Genomic DNA, 23,640 nt, shown 5'->3' on the forward strand with positions numbered 1-23,640 from the left:
CATGCGGCCTCGCAATAGCGAGGCAGATAACACATCCGCTTTAATGTCTATTATCGGATTATGAACGGTAAAGAACGTTTTCTAACGGCTCTATCGGGAGGTCAACCTGACAGGGTTCCCGTATGGGAACTGGCCTTCAATGAGGAGTCCATCATCAAGATCGGGCGGCTCTTTACCGACGACGTTCCTCCTGTGAAACTGGTGCACCAGATGACGCTGGAAGAGAAGCTAAGGCTGCTCAACCTGCTTTACCTGGTTGCCCGCAGGCTGGAGTTGGACGCGCTGACATCCATCCACCTGTACACGCGGGAGCCGATCGACGAGAAGCATATCAAAGACGCCTGGGGAAGGGTACTTTATGTGGACAGGGAGGGTGACGGTATACCCGTCGAAGGACCGGTAGCCGGCCCCGGAGACCTTAAAAAGCTGAAAATCGCCCACCCGCAGGACACCGAATTTCTCATGCTGATGCTGTCGCGGGAGAAGCTGGGACCGGATATCGCCCATGTTTTTCACATGACGGGGCCATTCCGCGAGAGCTGGGCGATGATGGGTGGTATGCAGAAGCTGTTGTATTTTTATGTTGAGGACCCTTCGTTCGTTAAGGACCTGGCGCGTATCTGCACGGATTATATTTTGGAGGCAATAGATCGCGCCATTGGTTTGGGGGCGGATGCCATAGCACTGGTGAGCGACCTGGCGCATAATTATGCCACCATGATGTCCCCCGCGCATTATGAGGAGTATCTCTATCCATACCATAAAGAGATCAATGATTTCGTGCACAAGCGCGGCCTGAAGGTGATCAAGCATTCGGACGGCAAGCTGTGGCGCATCATGGACAGGATGGCTGAAGCCGGCTTCAATGGCATGCACCCCATACAGCCGCAGTGCATGGATATAGCCGAGGCCAAAGCCCGCTACGGCAATCGCTTCTGCCTGCTGGGCAATATCGATTGCGAGATACTGTTGCCTTTCGGAACTGAAGAAGAGGTGGACGAGGCTGTGAAAAAGACTATTGCAGTCGCCGCGCCCGGCGGAGGTTACATCATCAGCTCATCCAACACCATCCATCCGGGCTGCAAGGGGGAGAACTACGTAGCCCTGGTCAGGGCGGCCCGTAAATACGGGAACTATCCTATGCCCGGTACGGCCTGATGAAGTGAAGCTGGCGGTCGCCCTGCTGCTATTTAGAGCTCGTCAGCAGGTAAAGAGACGAAACGTTTGGCGCGTCCCTTTCTAATAGCCTTCGTACATTTTATAGATATTGCGGCCTTTTTCCTTGGCCTGATACATGGCGGTATCGGCATTTTTTGCCAGGGTCTCCAGGTCCTCGCCGTCGGCGGGATATCCGGCGATACCTATACTGGTGGTTACCGACAGTTGTCTGCCGTCGAGGCTGAAGGGCTCATGGAAAGCTTCAATGATCTTCTGCGCGAGCTGGGTGGCGTCCTCTGCTCTTTTTATCTCGGGCAGCAGCACGGCGAACTCGTCCCCGCCTATTCGGGCCACCGTATCGCCTTTACGCAGCAGCGCGGTCAGCCTGCCGGCGACCGCCACCAGCAGCATATCGCCGACGGCATGCCCGAATGAGTCGTTGATATTTTTAAAGCGGTCGAGGTCCAGTATCATAAAGGCCATAGACTCATTCTTACGCCGGGCATTGGCCAGGGCGATGTCGAAGCGGTCGTTGAGTAATGCCCTGTTGGGCAGGCCGGTCAGGTTATCCATGGTCGCCATCTGAGTCAGCTTCTCCTCCAGCCTTTTACGCGCGGTGATGTCTTTGGCAATGTGCACTGTGCCTTCGAGTGTACCGTCCTCACGGATGATAGGCGAACATGAGATCTCGAGGTAGACGCCCAGTCGCGGCTCGAAAATCTCGGTAGTTGCCGACTTACCTGTCTGCAACACCTGCCGGTGGGGGCAGGTAGCGATAGGTTCGGAAGTGCCGTGCACCACCTCGTAGCAATGGCTTCCTATCGGCACGCCCGGTGTTTGCCCGAAGGCTTCCCTGTAGGCCTTATTGACCCGCACCAGGCGGTACTGAGAATCCTGTATTGATACCAGGTCTCTGATTGAATCGAAGGTCGCCTGCCAGATCTCGGCATCCTTTTTAATCTCATTGCGGGCGATTCGCTCTTCATGGCTGGCTTTAAACGAACTCCTCCTGAAGGAGTACAGGCGGGCCGATGCGTAAATACCGATCACATTCGCCATCACCAGTGAAAAAATGGCGGCATATTCGCCCACCGACGATGTCGCATGCCGAAGGATGAAAAATATAAATATATCGCTTAAGGTAAAGATCAATGCGCCCAACGTCCTGAACAGCAGCCGCATGGGCATGGCCAGATAGACCACGAGGATAAGTATGACATCGACCGGAATATTCCCGGAGTATCCGGCCGGACGGCTCAGGTTGATGATGATCACCAGTATCATGCTCAGCATCAGCCACAGGAATATATTCCAGTCGTATTTCACGGCATCCTGGTTCCTCCAAAGGTAAGACACCAGGATGCCGAAATAGATTAAATAGATGCCCCGCAACGCGATGAGGAAATAAAATGTGGAAGTAAATCCGAAGAGCACATAGTCGTTGTAGGCAAAGCCAATGAGAAAGATCGCCAGTAGCAGCATGGATAAAGCGGCCACCTTGACATCGCTTTTGAGATATTGCTGGCGATATGCCTTTTCAAGCTCCGGAGGAAGATAGCCATCCAGGCGGTTAAGATCAGGCCATCTCATTTCTTCGGTTCCACCCCCTCGCGGAACAGGATATCAGTTGCATCGGATAAAGGCAATGACTTGTGTGTATCACTCAAATTGAAAGCGGTGCTCGTTGAATATTCTGAGGCAGGCATCGACTGCGCCGGGATCGTAGAGCTTGCCCCTGTTCTGTTGTATCTCCGCGAGGGCGTTTTCGATGCCCAGAGAGGGCCGGTAGGGGCGGTGCGATGAAATGGCCTCCACCACGTCGGCAACGGCCAGGATTCTGGCCTCAAGCATGATCCCGCTCTCCTTCAGCCCGTGCGGATAGCCCGAGCCGTCCAGCCTCTCGTGATGCTGCAGGGCTATCTGGGCAACCGGACCACCGAAGTCGATGTTCTTCAAGATGTCATAGCTGCCCTGGGCATGGGTCCTGATGATGGAAACCTCGAGTGCGCCCAGCTTGCCGGGCTTGGCCAGTATATCCGAGGGGACATAGATTTTGCCGATGTCGTGTATGGCTGCAGCGGTCCGGATAATATTCACCTGCTCCTCTTGCAGCCCCATCTCCTGCGCGATGGCTGCCGCCAGCCGGGCTACTTGCAGCTGATGGCCGGCCGTATAGGGGTCTTTCATCTCGACTATGGCGCCCATGGTTACTACTGCGTCACCCAGTGTCTTGTGCAGCCTTTCGATGCTCTCCTTGAGGTTTTGCTCCATTTGCTTGCGCTCGGTAATGTCGATCAGCATACCGCGCATGCCGGCATAGACGCCTGCTTTAAGAATGGGGTCCGCATAAACAAGGACCGGGAATGTTCTTCCATCTTTTGTTATGGCCGTGTACTCGTTGGGAGGGAACTTTTCCCCGCCGATCCTCCTCGCTATACTTTCTACTGCCCTTGCGTGGTCCTCGGGAATAATGGTCTGAAGCACGTGCATACCTGCGGCGACGTCCGCCTCGGTATAGCCGAATGTCTGGTATCCCTGGCTGCTGACGAAGGTGAAATTGCCTTTCTCGTCGGTCTCGAAAATCGTCTGGGGCAGCAGGTTGGCCATGTTCCTGAAGCGTTCCCCGCTCTCCTGAAGCGCATCTTCCGCCAGCTTACGCCCGGTGATATCCATCACGACATTGATACTGCCTATCGCATTGTCGTTACTGTCAAGATAGGGCACGATATCAGTATGAGTCCAGATAACCTTCTGTGAAGGCAGTATGGTGCTGCCCACCCTGCCAACCAAGTGTATTTTGGTTTCCATTACCTGGCGACTGAGCGTCAGGAAGCGCTCCGCCTGATCTGGGGGGAAGAAGTCCTTAAACGTTTTGCCCACCACCTCTCTGGGTGGCATTCCCAGAGCATCCGCGCCCGCTTTGTTAATACGGATAATGCGTCCGTTCCTGTCAATATAGGTTATTATCAGCGGCACCGAGTCCAGGATAGTGCGGTATTCCTCCCGCTGCCTGCTCAGCAGTTGCTCCGCCTGTTTGCGACTGGTTATGTCTGAATGCGTCCCTACTATCCTGATGGCCTTTCCTCCCGCATCCTTTTCCACCACCCTGCCGCGTATCAGTATCCAGTGCCACTCACCCGATTTGGCACGCATGCGAACCTCAACCGAATAACCCTCTCCGATCTCTATATGATCGCGGACCTCCCTCTCCCCTTCATCGACGTCGTCAGGGTGGACCAGGTCCTTCCATGCCTGGGGATCCTGGGGGAACTCGTACGGCTCGTAGCCGAGCATGGTATAGTTGCTGGGGCTGTAGACTGCTTTGTTTTCCGGGATGGTCCAGTCAAACACGCCTTCGTTGACCGCCTCCAGCGTTAGTTTGAGGCGCTCATCGCTCTCCCGCAACGCAAATTCGGTCTGCTTATGTTCCGTTATGTCGGTCATCAGAGCATTGATCTCAACTATTTTGCCCTCGTTATAGACAGGACGGCTGGAGGAGCGGACCCAGATAATACGGCCGTCTTTATCCAGGACACGAAATTCCCAGGGCTCAAGCTGGCCCGAGAGCAAACGGTCGAAGCTTCCAAGCAGGCCCGGCAAATCATCCGGGTGAATCAAGGGCATGAACGGCTGCCCGATCAGCTCGGCGACCTTATACTTGGTGAAGCGCTCAACGGCTGGGCTGGCGTAGGTGACATGACCCTCAGCGTCCAGCGTGTACATTAAATCATTGATATTCTCAACCAGCGTGCGGAATTTCTCCTCGCTGGCGCTCAGCGCCTCTAAAGATAGTCGGCTCTCCGTTACATTGCGCGCCACCAGCACGGATCCGTTATACCTGCCGTCGATCATAATAGGAGACATGGTCGCGGCGTAATGCTGTAAGCCGACCGGCATCTGGAGGCTGTATTCCATACGTAAGGTTTCTCCCGCCCTGTTTCGGGCGATGGCATCAGCGGCTAGCTCATTGAAATGAGGAGGCATAATGTCGCTGTATTTTTTGCCCATGAAGGCGTCGGGATCGGCGTAAAGCTCCTGAGATGCGCCGTGGTAGCTCACAAACCTGCCCTCGTCATCAAGGACAAATACCAGCTCAGTCATGGCTGAGAGGATGCTGTTCATCCTGACCTCGGACTGGCGCAGAGCGTGTTCGGCCAGCCTGCGCTCGGTAATGTCGTTATAGATCGAAACGATTTCGCCGCTTTGCATGCGGTATACCCAGTGCTCGCGCCATGAGCCGGGATCGCGACTATCGCGGTATATACTATCGGGTAGATACTGGGATTCGCCCTTGCGCCAGACCTTCTGTAATACTTCCAGCAGACCGAGGTCTTTAACGCCCGGGAAGACCTCGGTAACGCGCTGGCCAAGCACTTCATCGCGGCTTATGCGCTCGATTCTCTCGGCGGCAGGGTTGAAGTCTTTGATGATAAAGTCTTCCCCGTCATCCACCGCCTCGTAAACGGCCACCCCGCTGCTCATGTGGTTGAAGAGTTCGCTGTAGCGTGTCTCGTCTGCCGAGACAAATACGAGCTGATGTGCGGCACTGCCGGCGCCGGCCTTTTTGCGAGTGGTTTTCTTGACAGTCGCCTTCTTGCTCTTTTTGGCACTCTCGCCTTTATCTCTGGCAGACATCAAAGTCTCCGTTACGATACTTAACCGGGGCAGGGCTTCCCAATAGTATTAAAACCATTATACATGGTCAGGTGATAAATGCTATACGACTTTAGTACTGTAACGGAGCACGGTCTGCCGCGCAGGAGGTCGATTATTAGTCCGAACTGAGCAGAGAACCTCTAACCCTGTCCTCATCCGCAATATAGTGTCTTGCTCCTATTACGAAGCAAATGCAGGCCAGCAGTCCCCCCGAGCAGGCGATGACCACAGCCCACATCAGGCCGGCGGCGCCACCCCCCAGGGCATCCGAGATGCTTCCGACCAGCACCGGCGCCCAGGCGCCGCCCAGGGCGTACATGCATAACGCGGCGACTCCGTGGGAAAGTCCCTTGTGCGCCACCGGCACAACGTCCTGTGATATAACGCTTAATGCCGGTATGGCGGTCATGTTTATGATGCCGAAAATGAAGATCAAGATCAGGCCGAGCGCAAAATTGATGCTGAAGGCCAGGAACGAGGCCGCCATGATGAGAGCAGATACTGAGGAAGATAAGGCAGGCAGCCAGAGCCTGCCCTTCCTGTTTCTTTTATACCAGAAGTCGGAGAGTACACCGCCCAGGGGAGCGCCGATGATGGCTACCAGGCTGATGATGCAGGTCAGGTAACCTGCGGTATCGGTGCCCATGTTGAACTGGCGGATCAGGTAGGTGGGCATCCAGTTGATCTGGGCCAGGCTGGTGACCAGCATCATTGCATACCCCAGATAATACCAGCGCAGCGTGGGGATCTTGAGCAACGCTACAATGGATTGCCACAGTCCTCCCAGGCTGACCGTTACCCCTTCTTTAACTGTTTTATAGTCCCTGAGGAAGAATGCGGCCAGCGATAATAAAAGGCCGATCCCGCCCAGCAACAGGAAAGGGGAGCGCCAGCCGAAATGGTGCGCCATTACTCCCCCCACGATGGCGCCGAGCGCAATGCCCAGGGGTATTCCCATGTTGAAAATGCCCATAGCCCTGCCGTGCCTGATCTTGGGATAGGCTGCGGTGACCATGGCGATGCTGCCGGTTACCACACCGCTGGCGCCTGCGCCGCAAAAGATCCTGGGTATTATCACGGACAAAAAATTCCAGGCCAGGCCGGTCAGACCGCTGAAGGCGTTCAGCATGAGCGCCAGCACACCTATGGACTTCTTTCTGCTCCAGCGGTCGACCAGGTAAGCGGTGGGTATAGCCAGTGCGCCGTAGCTCAACATATAGACGGTCTGTATGGCGCCGAGTTGCGTATCGCTCCACCCCATCTCGAGCTTCATAGGCTGCAGCACCACCGTCAGCACCACGCGGTCCATGTAGCTGAGCGTATATAGAAGCAGGCATACTATTAGTATCCAGTGTGCCTTCCAGCCCCCTGTCTGGTAATGGCCTCCTCCGGAGAGCATGGGACATTCTATCATGTTCTATATTAATCATGCGGTGCGGAGCCTTCGATCGGCCTATTGCTTCTCCGGTCTGAATTGCCGCCGCCGCTGTGGGTTGCGTATCCAAGGCCCGCAGTGTAATAATAGCCTCCGCGGCGCCGTTATCTGTGAATTTATATAAGATCCACATTCAATATTTACATCAAATGATTTTTATTAAGGGGGTGCAAGCATGCAGGGTGAAGGCGGCTATGTCTGGTGGAAGCATGGCGTCATGTGTGAAATCTGGCCGCGCAGCTATTACGATACCAACAAAGATGGCTCAGGGGATTTAAAAGGTATAACTGCAAAGCTGGATTACCTGGCCGATCTGGGCATCGACGGCATCTGGCTGGGTCCCATCAATGCCTCCCCCATGGTCGATTCGGGCTACGATGTAGCCGATTACCGCACGATAAATCCTCTCTATGGAAGCATGAAGGATTTCGAGGAACTGCTGTGTGAGGCTCATAACCACCGTATACGCATCATCATGGACCTGGTGGTAAACCACACTTCCGATCAGCACGCCTGGTTCAAAGAGTCCCGCTCGTCAAGGGACAACCCCAGGCGGGACTGGTATATCTGGCATGATAAAAAAGGGGGCGGGCCCCCAACTAACTGGAAGGCGCTGGTGGGCGGCAGCACCTGGGAGTGGGATAAAACCACCGGGCAATATTACCTGCATTCGTTTCTCAAGACGCAGCCCGACCTTAACTGGCGTAACCCGGTGGTTAAAAAAGAGATATACGATACTATGAGGTTCTGGCTGGATAAAGGGGTGGACGGCTTCCGCTACGACATTCTCAATTATTTCCTCAAGGACGACGAGTTGCGTAACAATCCGATCTCACTGGCAGCAGGGCCCTTCAACGGCTTTCAGAAGCACCTTTACACCAGGAACCAGCCCGGCATGTATGACATACTCAAGGAGATGCGTGCCGTACTGGATGAGTACCAGGACCGCATGATGGTGGGAGAGGTCTTCGTTGCCGAGGAAGGCCCGTCCATGGCCGCCGCCTACCTGGGTGATGAAGGTGAGCTCGCCCACCTGTCGTTCGAGTTCTCTATGGTATTCTCGAAATGGGGCGCGCACAGATTCTCGGACGCCCTGACGAACTGGTATTCACTCATCCCGCCAAAGGGCTGGCCCTGCAACGTGCTCTCCAATCATGACCGGCCGCGAGCGGTGACACGCTACGCCGCCGGCGAGGATACTGTTAAACGAGCGAAAGTGCTGGCGGCTATGCTGCTCACCATATGGGGCACGCCTTTTCTATATTACGGTGAGGAGATCGGCATGCCCAACAGCCGGATCACCAGAAAGGATGTAATGGACACCATAGGCAAGATGTACTGGCCTATCGTCAAAGGCAGAGACGGCGAACGAAATCCCATGCAGTGGAACGGGGGTCCTCACGCCGGGTTCTCGGAAGTCAAGCCCTGGTTGCCCCTCAATGACGACTATGCGGAGATCAACGTAGATATTCAGTTGCAGGAGCCCACCTCGGTGCTGAATTTTTACAGGCGATTGACGGCGCTCAGACGGGAAAAGGCTGTATTGCAAATGGGCAGCTTCGAGAAATCGCCCTCGCATAAAGATATAATGTCCTATTGCAGGACCTACCGGAACAATAAGGTTTATGTTATGCTGAATTTCTCGGCAAACAGGCTCTCGCATACCTGTACACCGGCCGGCCAGTGGAGCGTGCTGCTGGGTACGTACCGCAGCGGCGGCACTTCAATCGGCAGCGGGAGTTTTGAAGTATTTCCCTATGAGGCCCTGATACTGGAGAAATCAAAATAAATTTACGCCGGCGGAGGAAAAACAAAGATGAAACAGGTTGTTGCCTTTGGTTCAGACCATGTCGGCTTTGAGATGAAGGGTGAACTTATCAGGCGTCTGCGGGGCAGGTACGATATTATGGATGTCGGTCCGCTGGCCTATGATGCTGCCGACGATTATCCTGATTACGCCGGCGCGACGGCAAAGGCTGTAGCGTCGGGAAAGGTTTGGCGCGGCGTTCTTATATGCGGCAGCGGCGTAGGGGTGTGTATCACCGCCAATAAGGTGGCGGGCGTGCGAGCCTGCGTATGCCATGACACTTTTTCGGCACACCAGGGCGTGGAGCATGTCGATATGAATGTGCTCTGCCTGGGCGCCCGGATAATAGGCATCGAGCTGGCCGCAGAGATAGTTACAGCCTTTCTTAATGCTAAGTTCGGCGGTGAGGATAAACATCAGCGCCGGCTTAACAAGCTCCTGGCTATCGAGAAAAAATCCCTTACAAATAAGGAACCCTGATTATGTGATCAGGACGTACAACCTGATATGCAGGGAGGCAAGAAGCAATAATGATCAGGATAGAAGGCGTCAACTTCAAGGATGAGTTCGACCGGACGGTCATACTGCGCGGCGTTAACCTGGATGCCAAGGTTCCGTTTAAGCCGGACGGCTCCACACATATCAGGGAAGGTTTCTTCGACCATCGCAACGTATCATTCGTGGGACGCCCCTTCCCTCTGGCTGAAGCAGACGAGCATTTCAGTAGACTGAAGCGCTGGGGACTGACCTTCTATCGTTTTCTGGTGCCCTGGGAAGCCCTTGAGCACGCCGGTCCGGGCATTTACGATGAGGAGTATCTCGATTACCTGTATAAAATAGTTGAAAAGGCGGGTGAACATGGTCTGCTGCTGTATATAGAGACGCGCCAGGACATCTGGAGCCGCTTTACAGGGGGCTGCGGGGCGCCGGGATGGACATTCGATGTCGTCGGCCTCGATATAACCAAATTTAAGGAGACCGGCGCTGCCATCACACACCAGGAATACGGCTCGGATTACTCGCCCCAGATCTGGGCCACCAACGGATTCAAAATGGCGGCGGCCACCATGTTCACACTTTTCTTCGGCGGGGACGATTTTGCGCCGTCAACAAAGGTGGACGGCCAGCCTGTGCAGGAATACCTGCAGGGTCATCTGCTGAACGCCTATAAAAAAGTAGCTGAAAGGTTGAAAGGTCTGCCTGCTGTGCTGGGCTATGATACGATGAACGAACCCTATCGCGGCTATATCGCCTGCAGTGACCTGAATTCTACAGACTGGTATCAATATAAGAAAGGCGATACACCCACTGCGTATCAGGGCATGTTACTGGCCGACGGAATCTCGATGGAGGTAGAAATCTGGAAGTCTTTCTTGCCCAAGCTGCTCGGCACTAGAATGCTTAATCCCCGTGGTGTAAGGGCATGGAAAGAGGGCAGGGATTGCATCTGGAAAGCCAACGGGGTCTGGGACATCGATAAATCAGGCAAACCGGTCCTGCTGCAACCTGATTATTTCTCCATCAAAAACGGCAGGAAAGTGAACTTTACCGATGACTACCAGAAGCCTTATTTTGAACGCTTTGCCGACACGATTCACACGGTTGATCCCCGGGCTATGATACTTATAACTCCACCCAACGTGGATTATCGTCCGCCGAATATGGGCGCCGACAACAGCCGGCATATCGTGTATAAACCGCACTGGTATGACGACGTGCACTGGATTACAAAGGCATATCACTTCTTCCCTAATGCGCTGGTGGGCCACGATAAGCTGACCGGCAGAGCCGTGATAGGGACGCCCGGAATGGTGCAAAGGTCATTCAACGATCAGATGCGGCGTATCAAGGAGTTGGGGAACGGATTGTGCGGGGGCGTGCCGACGGTCATCGGAGAGATAGGCATCTGTTACGACATGAATAAGAGGGAAGCCTTTGGGACCGGGGATTACAGTGCGCACATCAAGGAGTGGGACCGGCTGTTTAAGGCGCTGGATGCCAACCTGCTCAGCTACAATCTCTGGACCTATGACGCTTTCAACGACAACAAATACGGCGACCACTGGAACCTGGAAAACTTTTCCATTTACGGGCTGGACCAGCGCAAGGATCCCTCCGATATCAATTCGGGAGGCCGTGCGCTGCAGGCAGTGGTCAGGCCTTATCCACGGGCTACCACCGGCCGGCCGCTGCGAATATCCTTCGATATAAAGAAGCGAATTTTCGAGTTCGAGTTCCGCCACGATCCGACAGTTGTTAAGCCGACGGAGGTCTTTGTCCCCGATTATCAATATCCCGGTGGTTACGATGTCAAACTGTCGGACGGCTCAATCGTGAGAGACGCCGACAACCAGTTGCTTATATATACACATAGCGCAGAGCGCGAGATACATACCATGAGGATAATCCCGCGGCGATGATATATGGTGATAAAAATAAGACTTAAGGTTGACAGCGATGGAAGATAAAGGACAAGTAGTCGAAAATCAGCTCTGGCGTATCTCTTTCGACATGAGAAGCGGCAGGATCAGCGCAGACCGTCGTGATAATACCGCCCTCTCGGTTGCCGGCGCCCTCATCGGACTCAGCTATGCCACTCCGGACGGAAATAAACGTACTGCCGGCTTTGCCGGGGGGAAAACCGAAAGCGCCGGTCAGCCGCTGGAAGACGTCCACGGCAGGGGCAGGCAATACCGTTTCACCAGCTCCGGCCGCATGGATGGGCTGGAGCTGGGTTACCTGATCAATCTGTACGATGACAGGCCTTTTCTTTTAATGCGACTGGAGGTAACCAACAGCAGCCGGTCAGATATCTGCCTGCACGATATGCATCTGCTGCAGGCTGAAACAGCCTGCGGTGGGAGAGTGGATTTCGCAGGCGGCGGGACATTGAATTTCTTTAAAGTGGGATGGCATGACTGGGTGTACTCGGGTTTACGACAGAGTAAGGAACGGGATGTGAATTCGCTGCTGATTATGCGGCCGTTTATCAGCAAGCAGCTGTATAATCCGGCCCTGCCCATAGGCAGGAGGAAGGGTGAATTCTGGGGTGACGGCTGGGGTCTGCTGACCGATCAGAGGTCGGCCTTGCTGGCGGGGTTCGCCTCAACAGCCGATCAGTTCGGTGTTCTGCACGTTAATTGCAGGAGTGGCGCAGCGGAGCTGACATTAACGGCGCAGGCGGATGGCGTTTTATTGGAGCCGGGCGAGACATTCAAGTCCGAATGGGGATATCTGCAATTCATCGATCTGCCCTGTGCGGACCCGGCGGCCGATTACGTTCAGGCTGTGGCGAGGCAGATGAAGGCGCGCGTCCCGGCCGTTCCCCCGCCGGCGCAGTGGACGCACTGGTACCATTTCTTCCAGTCCATCACTGCCGACCTTTTTATCGCTAACCTGAACACTATCGACAGCATCAGGGAGACCATCCCCTTTAAAATTGTGCAACTCGATGACGGCTATCAATCGGCCTGGGGCGACTGGACCACCTGCAACGTCAAATTCCCGCGTGGACTGGCGCATCTGTCCGACAATATCAAGAAGAAAGGGTTCACTTCAGGATTATGGCTGGCGCCGTTCGTGGTTGATCCGCGCTCAAAGACGGCGCAGGAGCATCCTGAATGGCTGGTCAAGGATAAGAAAGGCAAGCCGATCGTAAGCGGATATTTCTATGATTTTTACGGGCATGCCCTGGACCTGACGCAGCCTGATGTGCTGGAGCACGTGCGTTCGCTGCTGGAGACCATCGCCCGAAAGTGGGGCTACGGCTTCGTCAAGACCGATTTCGTTTACTCCGGCGCATTGCCGGGTGTTCGGCAAAATCCCAAGATTACGCGCGCGCAGGCCTTCCGCAAAGGGATGGAGGCCGTAAGGGCCGGCATTGGGGAAGATACCTTTCTGCTGGGCTGCGGGTGCCCCTTCGGGCCGGCGGTGGGCATTGTCGATGCCATGCGCATCGGTCCCGATACCGCTCCCAACTGGACTCCCTACCTGTGGAGCGTCAAATGGGCAACACCCATCATAAAAAGCGAGAAATCCATCGGTTCGCTGTGCAATAATATCCGGCACACGCTCAATTTAAGCACGTTGCACCAGCAATGGTGGTGGAACGATCCCGACTGCCTTATGGTACGCAACTACGATACGACACTGAGCGACGATGAGGTTATCAGCAACCTCAGCCTGGTGGGGCTGTCAGGCGGATTGCTGATAAGCAGCGACGACCTGACCCGCCTGCCCGTGGAGAGACAGAAGCTGGTGGCTCTGCTCACACCGCTGATGGGAGTGAGCGGCCGTCCGCTTGACCTGCTTGAGAGGGAGATGGCAGAGCTGTACTGGTTGCCTCTTAACAAGAACGGCATGAGATGGCAGGACGTTGCGGTCTTCAACTGGAGCAAGAGCGCGGCAGAGCGCAGCCTGGACCTGACCCGTCTGGGATACGAGACCGGACAGAGGCTGCACGTCTTTGATTTCTGGCGGAAGAAGCACAGCCTGGAACAGACCGGCAGGATCGGGCTGGGGGCAATTCCCTCACACGGCTGCCGGATGCTGCGCATCTGTCGCGAGGGGGAAGCTCCCACGCTGGTGGGAGATACACTTCATATCACGCAGGGCTGCGAGATCGAGTCCTGGCAAGTTGCGGGCAAGGCCCTGGAGATAAGCACGATCGACATGGGGCGCAGAGCGCACGGCTCTCTCTGGCTGAGTACGCCGGGCAGGCTCGTTTCTGCAAGCTGCGGGAACACTGCCGCGAACTTCGAAAAGGCAAACGATGATATATACAGGCTTGACCTGGATTTCCGGGGACGCGCCGTGATAAAAATACAGTGGGAATAGGAGGACCGCCTGCATGACCAAGTCTAAATATCCATGGTTCGTATTCGGGACGTTCTTTGCCTTCATGTTGTTCCAACAGGCCGAACGGCTGGTTATCGGCCCGCTGACCACACCTATTATGGAGGAGTTCCAGATAAATCAGGCGCAGATGGGACTGGTCTTCTCCGGCGCACTGCTGGTGGGCGCCATACTTTACCCTGTGTGGGGCTATCTGTATGACCGCTTCGCCCGTACCAGGCTGCTGGCGCTGGCGGCCCTTATCTGGGGCGCAACCACGTGGCTGAGCGCGGCCGTGCGCACTTTCCCGCTCTTCGTGGTAACACGCTCGTCCACGGGTATCGCCGACTCAAGCTATCCCGGCCTCTACAACATAACCAATGATTATTTCGTGCCCAAGGAGCGGGGCAAGATCATGGGGCTGCTGCAGATTGCGCAGCCGATGGGCTACCTCGTTGGCATGGTACTGGCGCTCATCCTGGGCAGCATAATAGGCTGGCGCGGTGTATTCTATGTCACCGGCGCGGTGGGCTTTGTGCTGGCCATCGTAATTTTCTTCGGTGTAAAGGAACCGCAGCGCGGCAGCACCGAACCCGAGTTGCAAGGCATAGACCAGAAGGGCGATTACAAGTTCAACTGGAAGACCGCGATGGGCCTTTTCAAGAAGAAATCACTGCTCTTCATCTTTCTCAACTGTTTCACAGGTGTCTTTCCCTGGCAGGTGCTGACCTTCTGGTTCTTCCGCTATCTTGAGACCGGGCGCGGCTACGATTCCACCACGGTGCTCATTACTATGGTGGTGGCAGTATTGATGCTGGCTGCGGGATACCCCATCGGCGGTATACTGGGAGACTATTTTTTCAAGCGCAACCAGCGCGGACGCCTGTTGGTCAGCGCGGCGGGCATACTGATTGCCCTGGTATTGCTGATATTCGCCATCATGGTTCCCTACAACCAGATTTACCTGTTCGGATTCCTGCTGGCATTCACCTGCATCTTTATGCCCTTCGCTTCGCCCAACGTGGTGACCACAATCTATGATATGACGCTGCCCGAGGTGCGCAGCACGGCCAACGCGCTGCAGAACTTCTTCGAGCAGATAGGCTCATCCATCGCGCCCCTGGCCGCAGGTATCATCGCCGATATGTCATCTTTGCAGAACGCCATACTGATCATCTGTGTTTCTGCGTGGACCCTGTGTTTCATCTTTATTTCCATTGCTGCTTACCTGGTGCCCAAAGACCTTCAGGACTTGCGTAACCAGTTGAAGGAGAGGGCCGAGATCGAAAGGGCGCGGGCTTAAATCACCTGGAGAAGAAATGAAAAAGGATATCAAATTCGCCGCCGCCATCTCTGCGCTGGGCAATCCCGGCGACCGTTTTATGTCCGGCTATAAGGAGGACCGTTCCGCCGCTGAGATGTTTGCCCTGGCCGCCGAAGCAGGTATTAGCGGGCTGGAATTCGTCTACGGGAGGGACGTTACGGACGAGAATGTCGACGAGATAAAAGGCTATATGGAAAAGCATGGGCTTAAGTGCTGCGATGTATTGCCCAACCTTTTCGGCCGCAAGGAGTTTATCAAGGGGTCGATATCCAGCCGTGACCAGTCGACGGCGAAGGCGGCGGCGGCCGAGATTCGCCGGACCATCGACATCACTAAAAAACTGGGCGGGAGCCTGGTCAATATCTGGCCGGGGCAGGACGGCTACGATTACCCTTTCGAGTCCGATTATCTCAAGGCATGGGGGCTGATGATCGAGTTGCTGCAGGAAGCGGCCGATTACGATCCGGCGGTCAGGCTGGGACTGGAGTACAAGTTCAAGGAGCCGCGCGTTCACAGCTACATCTCCACCGTGGCCAAATCACTGCTGCTTTGCCAGGCGGTCGACAGGCCCAATGTGGGAGTGATACTGGATATCGGTCACGCTATACTGGCCTACGAGAATGCCGCCGAGTCGCTGGCGCTGGCCAGGATGTTCGGCGACCGGCTGTTTTTGCTGCATATCAACGATACGCGACCCGACTGGGACTGGGACCTCAACGTGGGCTCGGTGCACTTTCTGGATACACTGGAGTGGCTCTACTGGGCCGACAAAACGAGTTACGACGGGTATTATACCCTGGATATCTGGCCGGCCCGCATGGATACGGTGGAGGCAATACGGGAGAGCATCGAGTGGATACGGACGATGCGCCGCGCGCTTGAGCGTATCGGGGACACATCCATTGAAAACATGATGCGGGAGGGCAACCCGGCCAGAGCGATGAAGATCATACGTGAAGCCGTCTTCCGCTGAACTAAATATACGATTTGTCCTGGGCATACCATGAAAAAGACCGTCAACTGCGCCGCTGTCGACCTGGGCGCCTCGGGAGGCAAGGTCATGCTGGGGCGCTTCGACGGCTCCCGGATCACACTGGAGGAGATTTACCGATTTCCCAACGGCCCGATACAGGCGGGTCGGCATATCTACTGGGACGTGCGCCGGCTCTTTGAGGAGGTCAAGTGGGGTTTGGGCATGGCAGCCGGTACCGCCCGGCTGGTTTCGGTCGGCCTGGATGCCTGGGGCAACGACTTCTGCCTGCTGAATTCCACCGGCGAACTTGTGGAGGACCCGCACAGCTACCGAGACCCCCGCACCGACGGCGTGATGGAAAAGTGCTTCCAGAAGATGCCGCGCGAGGATATCTATGACCGGACGGGCGTCCAGTTCATGCAGCACAACACCCTGTTTCAGGTCTACTCTATGGTGCTGGAGAGGTCGCCGCTGCTCGAGTCTGCAGCCACCTATCTGATGATCGCCGACCTGTTCAACTATTGGTTATGCGGTGAGAAGTGCTGCGAGTTTACCAACGCCACCACCACGCAGTTTTATGATCCCAACGAGCGCGACTGGTGCCTGCCCATATTGGAGGCCTTCGATATCCCTGCCCGCATTATGCCTCCCATCATACAGCCCGCAACGAAGCTTGGGATGCTGCTGCCGGCCATTTGCAAAGAGCTGAATATGCTGACCCTGCCGTTGATAGCCGTCGGCACACATGATACCGCCTCGGCTGCTGTCGCCGTACCCTATAACAGGGGCGTACCTTCAGGTGCGCCCGAAGATGAGCTGCCCTCCCCTGATAATGCCGCCTTCCTCAGTTCGGGCACCTGGTCGCTGATGGGGGCGGAGGTGGGTGAGCCCCTCATCAACAGTGCCGGGCTGAAACATAATTTCACCTGCTACGGTGGAGTAAGAGGCTCCTGGCTGGTCTGGAAGAATATACAGGCTCTGTGGGTGCTGCAGGAGTGTATACGCAACTGGAAGGAGGCAGGCCGGTACTATACACTCGAAAACCTTATCAGTCTGGCGGAGCGGGCTGAGCCGTTTGCCGCCCTGATCGACGTCGACAACAGGCTGTTTCTTACGCCCGGCGACTTCCCTGAACGCATCAGGGAGTACTGCAAGCGCAGCGGTCAGCGGCCGCCTGAGAGCGAAGGCGCGATAGTGCGATGTATCCTGGAATCGCTGGCTCTCAAGTATCGTTATACCTTTGAGCGTCTGCAGGATGTGCTGGGCAGGAAACTGGATCGTATCCACGTGATTGGCGGAGGCTCTCTCAACGCGCTTCTGAACCGCTTCACGGCAGGTGCTGTGGGTGTGCCCGTCGTGGCCGGCCCGGTCGAGGCCACTGCGCTGGGTAACTTTCTGGCACAACTTATAGCCAGGGGCGAGATCGGATCGCTGTCGCAGGCACGGGAGATCGTCGGCCGGTCGTTTGAAACAACTGTTTATGGGCCGGTTCGCGGAGATGGCTGGGATGATGCCTTCGGCAAGTTCCATAAGCTCATCCAAAGGGATGAGTTATAAATGTGAGATAATATAATCCGGTTGGAGAGTTAATTATGGAACAAATAACATTGTCTCGGGCCCGTGGTTTGATCGCCGAGGTAGGCGCTATCATGTTGCAGCGCAACCTGACCGACCTGGCCGGCGGCAATATCAGCATGCGGGTGGAGGATAAAATCGTCATGTCCCCCAGCTACGCAGGCCAACGGAAATTCTGGCGCTTGAAGCCGGAGGACGTGCTGGTGCTGGATCTGGAGGGCAACCTGCTGGAGGGAGAGGGTAAGATATCGCGCGAGGCGCCCGTACATATTAAGCTGCTAAATTCCTTCTACCCGCATTGTCAGGCTGTCATACATGCCCATCCCCGCAATATCATGGTGTTCTGCGCGGCCAGGCAGATCATCCCGCCCGTGCTGGAAAATACCTATAAATTCGGTGAGATTAAACTGGCTGAATACGCGCGCGGCGGTGTACAGAGCGGGCAACTGGCCGAGAATGTATATAACGCGCTCTGCGGTCAGGAGAAAATGATGGGCGGGCAGGCCGCCGCTGTGATGGTGCCCTGGCACGGCCTTTTCGCTGCCGGAAAGGACCTGTACGCGGTGATGGATGCGGTTGAGAGGATCGAGGTCAATGCGCGCTGCATATTGATGGGCAGGGTGCTGCTGGACGACGAAGATATGCTCTATCGCTCGCGCCATGATCTGGCCAAACATATGGAAGGCTTCAGCGGGGAAGGGGAATAGCGCCGGATATGATCCTGACCGTTACACTCAATCCCGCCGTCGACCGCACCTATTTGATCAGGGATTTCGCCTGGAACCGCACCATCCGGGCCGATCAGGTGGTGCCGGGCATGGGTGGAAAGGGCACCGATGCCTCGCTGGTGCTGGGGGAGCTCGGCTACTCCAGCCTGGCGCTGGGCTTCGCAGCGGGCAACAACGGCAGGATGATGGAGAAAATGCTGCACGAGCGTGGCTGCCGCACCGATTTCGTATGGGTTAACGGTGAGACGCGCATCAATATCGTTATCATCGGCAGCGCCGGCCAGGGACAGACCACGCTGACCGAGCCGGGACTCAAGATAGATCCCGGCGCGCTCGATAAATTTCGCAAGAAATTTAGATCCGCTCTGAAAGGAGTTTCCTGTGTTATCATCGGCGGCACCGTTCCGCCCGGAGTGGATGCATCTATATACACCGAGTTGGTAAGCAGCGCGAGGGAAGCAGGCCTGCCCGTGATCTTCGATGCCAGCGGGCCGGGCCTTAAGGCCGGAATGGAAGGCCGGCCTACCATCGCCAAGCCCAACATCGATGAGATCGCTGAGCTTTGCGGGAGAACTGTAAACAACCTGGAACAAGCTTGTCAGGCGGGCATAGAGATACAGGACAGGTACGGCGCCATGCTGGTCATCACGCTGGGTAAAGAAGGCGCGCTGGCCATACTGGGCGAACGCGCCTATCGCATTCCTGTGCTTAAGATACCGGTCGCCAGCGCTGCCGGCGCGGGTGATAGCATACTGGCCGGACTGGCTGCAGCGCTGTCTGCGGGCAGACCTGTAGAAGACGGCTTGCGCCTCGGATTTGCCGCCGCCGCCGCCGTCTGCCTCACTACAGCCACCGCCGATTGCCGCAGGACTGATGTGGAAAGGCTGCTGCCGCAGGTAGAACTGATAGAATACCGGGAATAGACGCGACCCGATAACCACGGTACCGGTGTCATCTGCAACAGTTAGATTCAGTCAGTTTATATAACGTATAATATACGGCAATAAGTCCATCGCCTCCAGATCACCAAATAGAGATGAATGATCCAAAGACGATCAAAGAACCTGCCAGGCTCTGGAATAAGAACTTCCTGCTGCTCTGGCAGGGACAGCTCATCAGCCAGATAGGGCAGCGCTACTTCAACGTGGGCATGCTCTTCTATATCAAGCAGGCCACGGAGTCGGCCAGCCTGATGGGGGGTATGATGCTCTTCTCCACGCTGCCCGGCGTGCTGCTGGGTCCGATGGGCGGCACCTTCGCCGACCGCTTTTCACGCAAGAAGATCATCGTTTACAGCGATCTCATTCAGGGCATACTGGTGTTCTCCCTGGCGGCGCTCATGTTCTTTCTGCTCTGGACCGCCGGCCTGATTGCCGCAGATCCGCAGAGCGGTTTCGCATTTTTCTCATTTGTCTACCTCACCCCACACGCCAGCGCCATCAACATCACCTGGATGTTTATAGTAGCCACGCTGGGCGCCATCATCTTCGCCTTCTTCACCCCGGCCATGTCCGCTGCCATACCCGACCTCGTTCCCAAGGATAAGCTCAATGTTGCCAACTCGCTCAATCAATTTGCCATCTTCCTGGCTATGTTCCTGGGGCAGGGTCTGGGTGGTCTGATCTTCAGTATCACCGGCGCGCCGCTATTGTTCCTGATCAACAGCGCCACCTATCTATACGCGGCAGGCAGCGAATCGTTCATCAACATACCACAGCCGCTGCCCGAGCCGGAGAAGAAATCGGGCGAGGCCTGGAAGGCCTTCATCAAGGATACCAAAGAGGGGCTGTCTTATGTATGGAACGAAAAGGGCATGCGCATCCTTTTCCTGGCGGCCGCGCTGCTGCACCTGTTGATTGCGCCCATGCTGCTTCTCCTTCCCTTTTATGTGGAGGACTACCTCAAGCAGAACGCCTCATGGTACGGCTATTTACTTGCGGCCGTGGGGCTGGGCTCGGTGGTCGGTTACCTGATCGCAGGCGGAGTGAACGTGCGGGGCAGGGCACAGAGCAACCTGATCATACTCTCACTGCTGGGCGCTTCTATCTCGCTGGGGATCGTGGGTTTCATTACCCAGCCTTTCATCGTGCTGGGTGTTGTTACCATGATAGGGCTGACGGCGGGGATATTCATCGTAAAAACCACCACGGTGATACAGCTTGCTGCCGCATCTGAGATAAGAGGCCGCGTATTCGGACTGCTGGGCACCCTGACCAGCGGCCTGGCGCCGATAGGTATGGGCATTGCCGGCGTGATCGCCGATATGGCCAACAAGAATATACCTGTTATCTACGCCACCTGCGGCCTGCTGGTGCTGGTCATGTCCATCGGGCTGGCGCTTTCCAAGGAAGCTCGTGACTTCCTGACCATTGACGTGGCGCACAGGGCAGAGCCGTGACCTGTATCTTAATTTTTATGATATACTGCCTTAAAATGCCGCGTTTTAGCTATGAACAATGATCTGAGCCTGATCTGTATCCCGATCGCCTTGTTGCTGGGCGCAATCCCTTCTTCTTTCATCGTCGCCATGCTTGCGGCAAAGATAGATATCAGGGACGAGCCGGACGGCAAGATCAGCGCTGCTGCGGTCTACCGCAGGGTGGGGCTGCCGCCATTTATAATCGCGGTCATTATGGATATGGGGAAGGGGGCTCTGTCTGTACTGATCGCCCAGTGGTTGAATGCCGGGCCGCTGCTGGTCATGCTGGCAGGTGTAATCGCGGTTATCAGCCATCAGTGGTCCATCTTCCTGCGCTTCCAGGGCGGGCGAGGCGCCACAGTCATGGGAGGTGTGCTGGCCTGCATATGCACGGTGCCCACGCTGGTCGGGGCTGCCGTTGCAGGGTTGATGGCTCTATGGATTAAAAACAACAGCGCAAGCTTCGGTATTGGCATCGTAGCCCTCTCAATAGTGCTTTTTGCCCTGCAATGGACAGATATCTCGGTTCCTCCCATTTTAATAGTCACACCCTCGCTTCCGCCGCCGTTTACTTCATACCAGGTGCTTATAGGCTATCCGGTGTTGCTGGGCCTACTGATGATGATCAAAGCGCTGCAGGTTAAATACAGGCCGGGAGCCAAATTGAAACCGCATAGGGGAAGCGCTACATGAACTTATTAATTAATCAGACAGTTGACGGGGCGGCGGCCTGGAAGGCCATCTGGGTGCCTCTGGTGGCATGGTTCGTGGCGCAGGCGCTCAAGGTACTTATTAATTTCGTACGCAAGAAAAATTTCAACCTGTCCTTAATGTGGAGCCCGGGCGGTATGCCCAGCGCACACTCGGCGCTGATGTGCGCGCTGGCTACAACCATCGGCCTGATGTACGGATTCGATTCACCGCTCTTCGCCATCTCGCTGGCGGTGGCTTTTATCGTGATGTACGACGCCGCCGGCGTGCGTCGTACAGTGGGCTTCCAGTCTACCATGCTCAATAAGATGCTGGATGAGCTCTTCAAGGGCGACAAAGAGTTCAGCCAGAGGCTGGCCGAGATCATCGGCCATACCAAATGGGAGGTCTTTGCCGGGGCCATGCTGGGCATTGTGATGGGCATCATCTTTACCTGGCCCTGGGCCTGAAGGTTTTGAATATACTTATAGGCATATTGACACCTATATATGATGGGTTTAGACTTTGCGCAGCCATGGCGGCCCGGCAGGCCGCGGAACCAAATAATTATTGAGGAGGTTGAACTTGGCAGAAAATAAACCTGAAGTCTTGCAGAGGAAAGTCGGGCTATTCGAGACTATAGCTATGATAGTCGGCCTAGTTATCGGTGCGGGCATCTTCGGGATGACGGCAACGATCACGGGCATGACCGGCCCCAGCGTTTTCATCGCCTTCATACTCGCCTGTCTACCGTCCCTTTTCGTGGTGCTTTTCGAGATTCAGCTTACAGGCACGCTGCCGGTGACGGGCGCCAACTATGTCACGGTAACGCGGGTCCTTTCGCCGTTCTGGGGCGGTATCATATCTTTTTCAGCCGTATTGGCCTTGCTGGCCGCCAATATACTAGTTGCAGTAATTTTTGCAGACTATTTCATTGCATTCGTCCAGGCATTTAACCCTGCCTTTACCATGGACGGCAGAATATTGACGATCGGCATACTTGTGTTTTTCGCATTAATCAATTATCTCGGCGTCTCGCTGGCAAGCTGGTTACAAATAGTCTTTTTCCTTATATTTGTGATAGGCATGGTAATCTTCGCTATCGTCGGCATGGCTAATTTCGATGCAACCAAACTTACGCCGTTATTCCCCAAGGGCACCATCATGTTTGTGGTGGCGGTGGTGCTGGCTAGCTACGTATGGTCGGGCCTGCTGGCGCTGGCCGATATCGGCGGCGAGATCAAGAATCCACGCAGGAATCTACCGCTGGCTTTGATCATCGCGTTCTTTATCATACTTGCGCTGTATACCATCCAGCCGCTGGCGCTGGCCGCCACCATGGACTGGCAGGAGGTCGCCAAGATCGGCAATCCCGCCATCATGGTGGATGCGGCCAGGTTGATGCCGGGCTGGGGTCTCTACATTATCTTTATCGCTGCCCTGGGCGCGATCGTTACCACCATCAATGCGCTGACCTGGTCGGCCTCGCGTGACCTGGTAGCCTGGGCGCGCGACGGCATGTTCCCCAAAGCCGTTGCCCACCTGAGCAAATTCAAGACACCGGACGTCGCTATATTGATCATTGTCATTATCGAGGTTCTGGGAGCGATGATCGCGGCCACCATTGATAAATACGCGCTGGCCTCGGTACTGGCCTCCAGCCTGATCACCATCATTCTGGCCTGGTGTGTATTCCGCATCCCCAAAAAGATGCCGGACCTGTACAAGAAATCACTGTTTAAATTCAATACCTTCTGGCGCTGGTTTACCTATATCGGCGCACTGATTACCTCCAGTATTATACTGTTATCGGGCATTTTCCTCGATATGATGGATGAGAACGGCGACCCGACCAGGTTTCCCTGGGTAGTGCTGATCTTTGTTGGATCGCTGGTGCTCGGCATGATATGGTATGTTATACGTCGGGCATACCTTAAGGGCAAAGGGGTGGACCTCGACGGCAATATGCGGAACGTGGCCGATGCTACTCTGGCGGAAGCTGAGGAGAAACTGACAGCCTGAGTCCGGTTCATGATACCTGC

17 protein-coding genes are annotated in these 23,640 nt (G+C 55.5%); 14 read left to right on the forward strand and 3 right to left on the reverse strand.

Annotated features, from left to right (window positions below):
• Positions 1-60: 60 nt before the first annotated feature.
• Complete coding sequence (locus tag WC359_08885) at positions 61-1,158, forward strand: uroporphyrinogen decarboxylase family protein (GenBank protein MFA5400540.1); 1,098 nt, start codon at positions 61-63, stop codon at positions 1,156-1,158.
• Between the two features lie 81 nt (positions 1,159-1,239).
• On the opposite strand, the gene WC359_08890 is transcribed toward WC359_08885, so the two are convergent.
• The 3 genes from WC359_08890 to WC359_08900 form a co-directional block, all read right to left on the reverse strand.
• Positions 1,240-2,748, reverse strand: coding sequence for a GGDEF domain-containing protein (locus WC359_08890; protein ID MFA5400541.1), 1,509 nt, complete (start codon positions 2,746-2,748; stop codon positions 1,240-1,242).
• Positions 2,749-2,817: 69 nt separating this feature from the next.
• Positions 2,818-5,793: a PAS domain S-box protein gene (locus WC359_08895; GenBank protein MFA5400542.1), complete on the reverse strand. Its 2,976-nt coding sequence runs from the start codon at positions 5,791-5,793 to the stop codon at positions 2,818-2,820.
• Positions 5,794-5,929: 136 nt separating this feature from the next.
• Positions 5,930-7,228 (reverse strand): MFS transporter, encoded by a 1,299-nt coding sequence (locus WC359_08900; GenBank protein MFA5400543.1) that lies wholly within the window; start codon positions 7,226-7,228, stop codon positions 5,930-5,932.
• A 196-nt stretch (positions 7,229-7,424) separates the two neighbouring features.
• Between WC359_08900 and WC359_08905 the strand changes: the two genes are divergently transcribed.
• The 13 genes from WC359_08905 (at position 7,425) to WC359_08965 (ending at position 23,620) form a co-directional block, all read left to right on the forward strand.
• Positions 7,425-9,038, forward strand: a complete 1,614-nt coding sequence (locus WC359_08905; GenBank protein MFA5400544.1) for an alpha-glucosidase — start codon at positions 7,425-7,427, stop codon at positions 9,036-9,038.
• Between the two features lie 27 nt (positions 9,039-9,065).
• Positions 9,066-9,536: a ribose 5-phosphate isomerase B gene (gene rpiB / locus WC359_08910; protein MFA5400545.1), complete on the forward strand. Its 471-nt coding sequence runs from the start codon at positions 9,066-9,068 to the stop codon at positions 9,534-9,536.
• A 50-nt stretch (positions 9,537-9,586) separates the two neighbouring features.
• Positions 9,587-11,476, forward strand: a complete 1,890-nt coding sequence (locus WC359_08915) for a hypothetical protein (protein MFA5400546.1) — start codon at positions 9,587-9,589, stop codon at positions 11,474-11,476.
• 37 nt (positions 11,477-11,513) lie between these two features.
• The gene (locus tag WC359_08920; protein ID MFA5400547.1) at positions 11,514-13,892 is read left to right on the forward strand and encodes an alpha-galactosidase; all 2,379 of its coding nucleotides are present in this window, start codon (positions 11,514-11,516) and stop codon (positions 13,890-13,892) included.
• 13 nt (positions 13,893-13,905) lie between these two features.
• A complete protein-coding gene (locus WC359_08925; protein ID MFA5400548.1) occupies positions 13,906-15,192 on the forward strand; it encodes an MFS transporter in 1,287 nt (428 codons plus the stop codon).
• 16 nt (positions 15,193-15,208) lie between these two features.
• Positions 15,209-16,186: a sugar phosphate isomerase/epimerase family protein gene (locus WC359_08930; protein MFA5400549.1), complete on the forward strand. Its 978-nt coding sequence runs from the start codon at positions 15,209-15,211 to the stop codon at positions 16,184-16,186.
• Positions 16,187-16,216: 30 nt separating this feature from the next.
• Positions 16,217-17,743 carry a rhamnulokinase family protein gene (locus WC359_08935; protein ID MFA5400550.1) on the forward strand — a complete coding sequence of 509 codons (1,527 nt, stop codon included), beginning with the start codon at positions 16,217-16,219 and terminating at the stop codon, positions 17,741-17,743.
• Between the two features lie 35 nt (positions 17,744-17,778).
• Positions 17,779-18,468, forward strand: coding sequence for a class II aldolase/adducin family protein (locus tag WC359_08940; GenBank protein MFA5400551.1), 690 nt, complete (start codon positions 17,779-17,781; stop codon positions 18,466-18,468).
• Between the two features lie 8 nt (positions 18,469-18,476).
• Positions 18,477-19,412 carry a 1-phosphofructokinase family hexose kinase gene (locus WC359_08945; protein MFA5400552.1) on the forward strand — a complete coding sequence of 312 codons (936 nt, stop codon included), beginning with the start codon at positions 18,477-18,479 and terminating at the stop codon, positions 19,410-19,412.
• 113 nt (positions 19,413-19,525) lie between these two features.
• Complete coding sequence (locus tag WC359_08950) at positions 19,526-20,887, forward strand: MFS transporter (GenBank protein MFA5400553.1); 1,362 nt, start codon at positions 19,526-19,528, stop codon at positions 20,885-20,887.
• Positions 20,888-20,938: 51 nt separating this feature from the next.
• Positions 20,939-21,601, forward strand: coding sequence for a glycerol-3-phosphate acyltransferase (locus tag WC359_08955; GenBank protein MFA5400554.1), 663 nt, complete (start codon positions 20,939-20,941; stop codon positions 21,599-21,601).
• The gene (locus WC359_08960) at positions 21,598-22,068 is read left to right on the forward strand and encodes a divergent PAP2 family protein (protein MFA5400555.1); all 471 of its coding nucleotides are present in this window, start codon (positions 21,598-21,600) and stop codon (positions 22,066-22,068) included. The genes WC359_08955 and WC359_08960 overlap by 4 nt, the downstream gene beginning before the upstream one ends.
• 115 nt (positions 22,069-22,183) lie before the next feature.
• Complete coding sequence (locus WC359_08965) at positions 22,184-23,620, forward strand: APC family permease (protein ID MFA5400556.1); 1,437 nt, start codon at positions 22,184-22,186, stop codon at positions 23,618-23,620.
• Positions 23,621-23,640: the final 20 nt, after the last annotated feature.

Source organism: Dehalococcoidia bacterium (assembly GCA_041653995.1).
Taxonomy (GTDB): Bacteria; Chloroflexota; Dehalococcoidia; order GIF9; family UBA5629; genus CAIMUM01.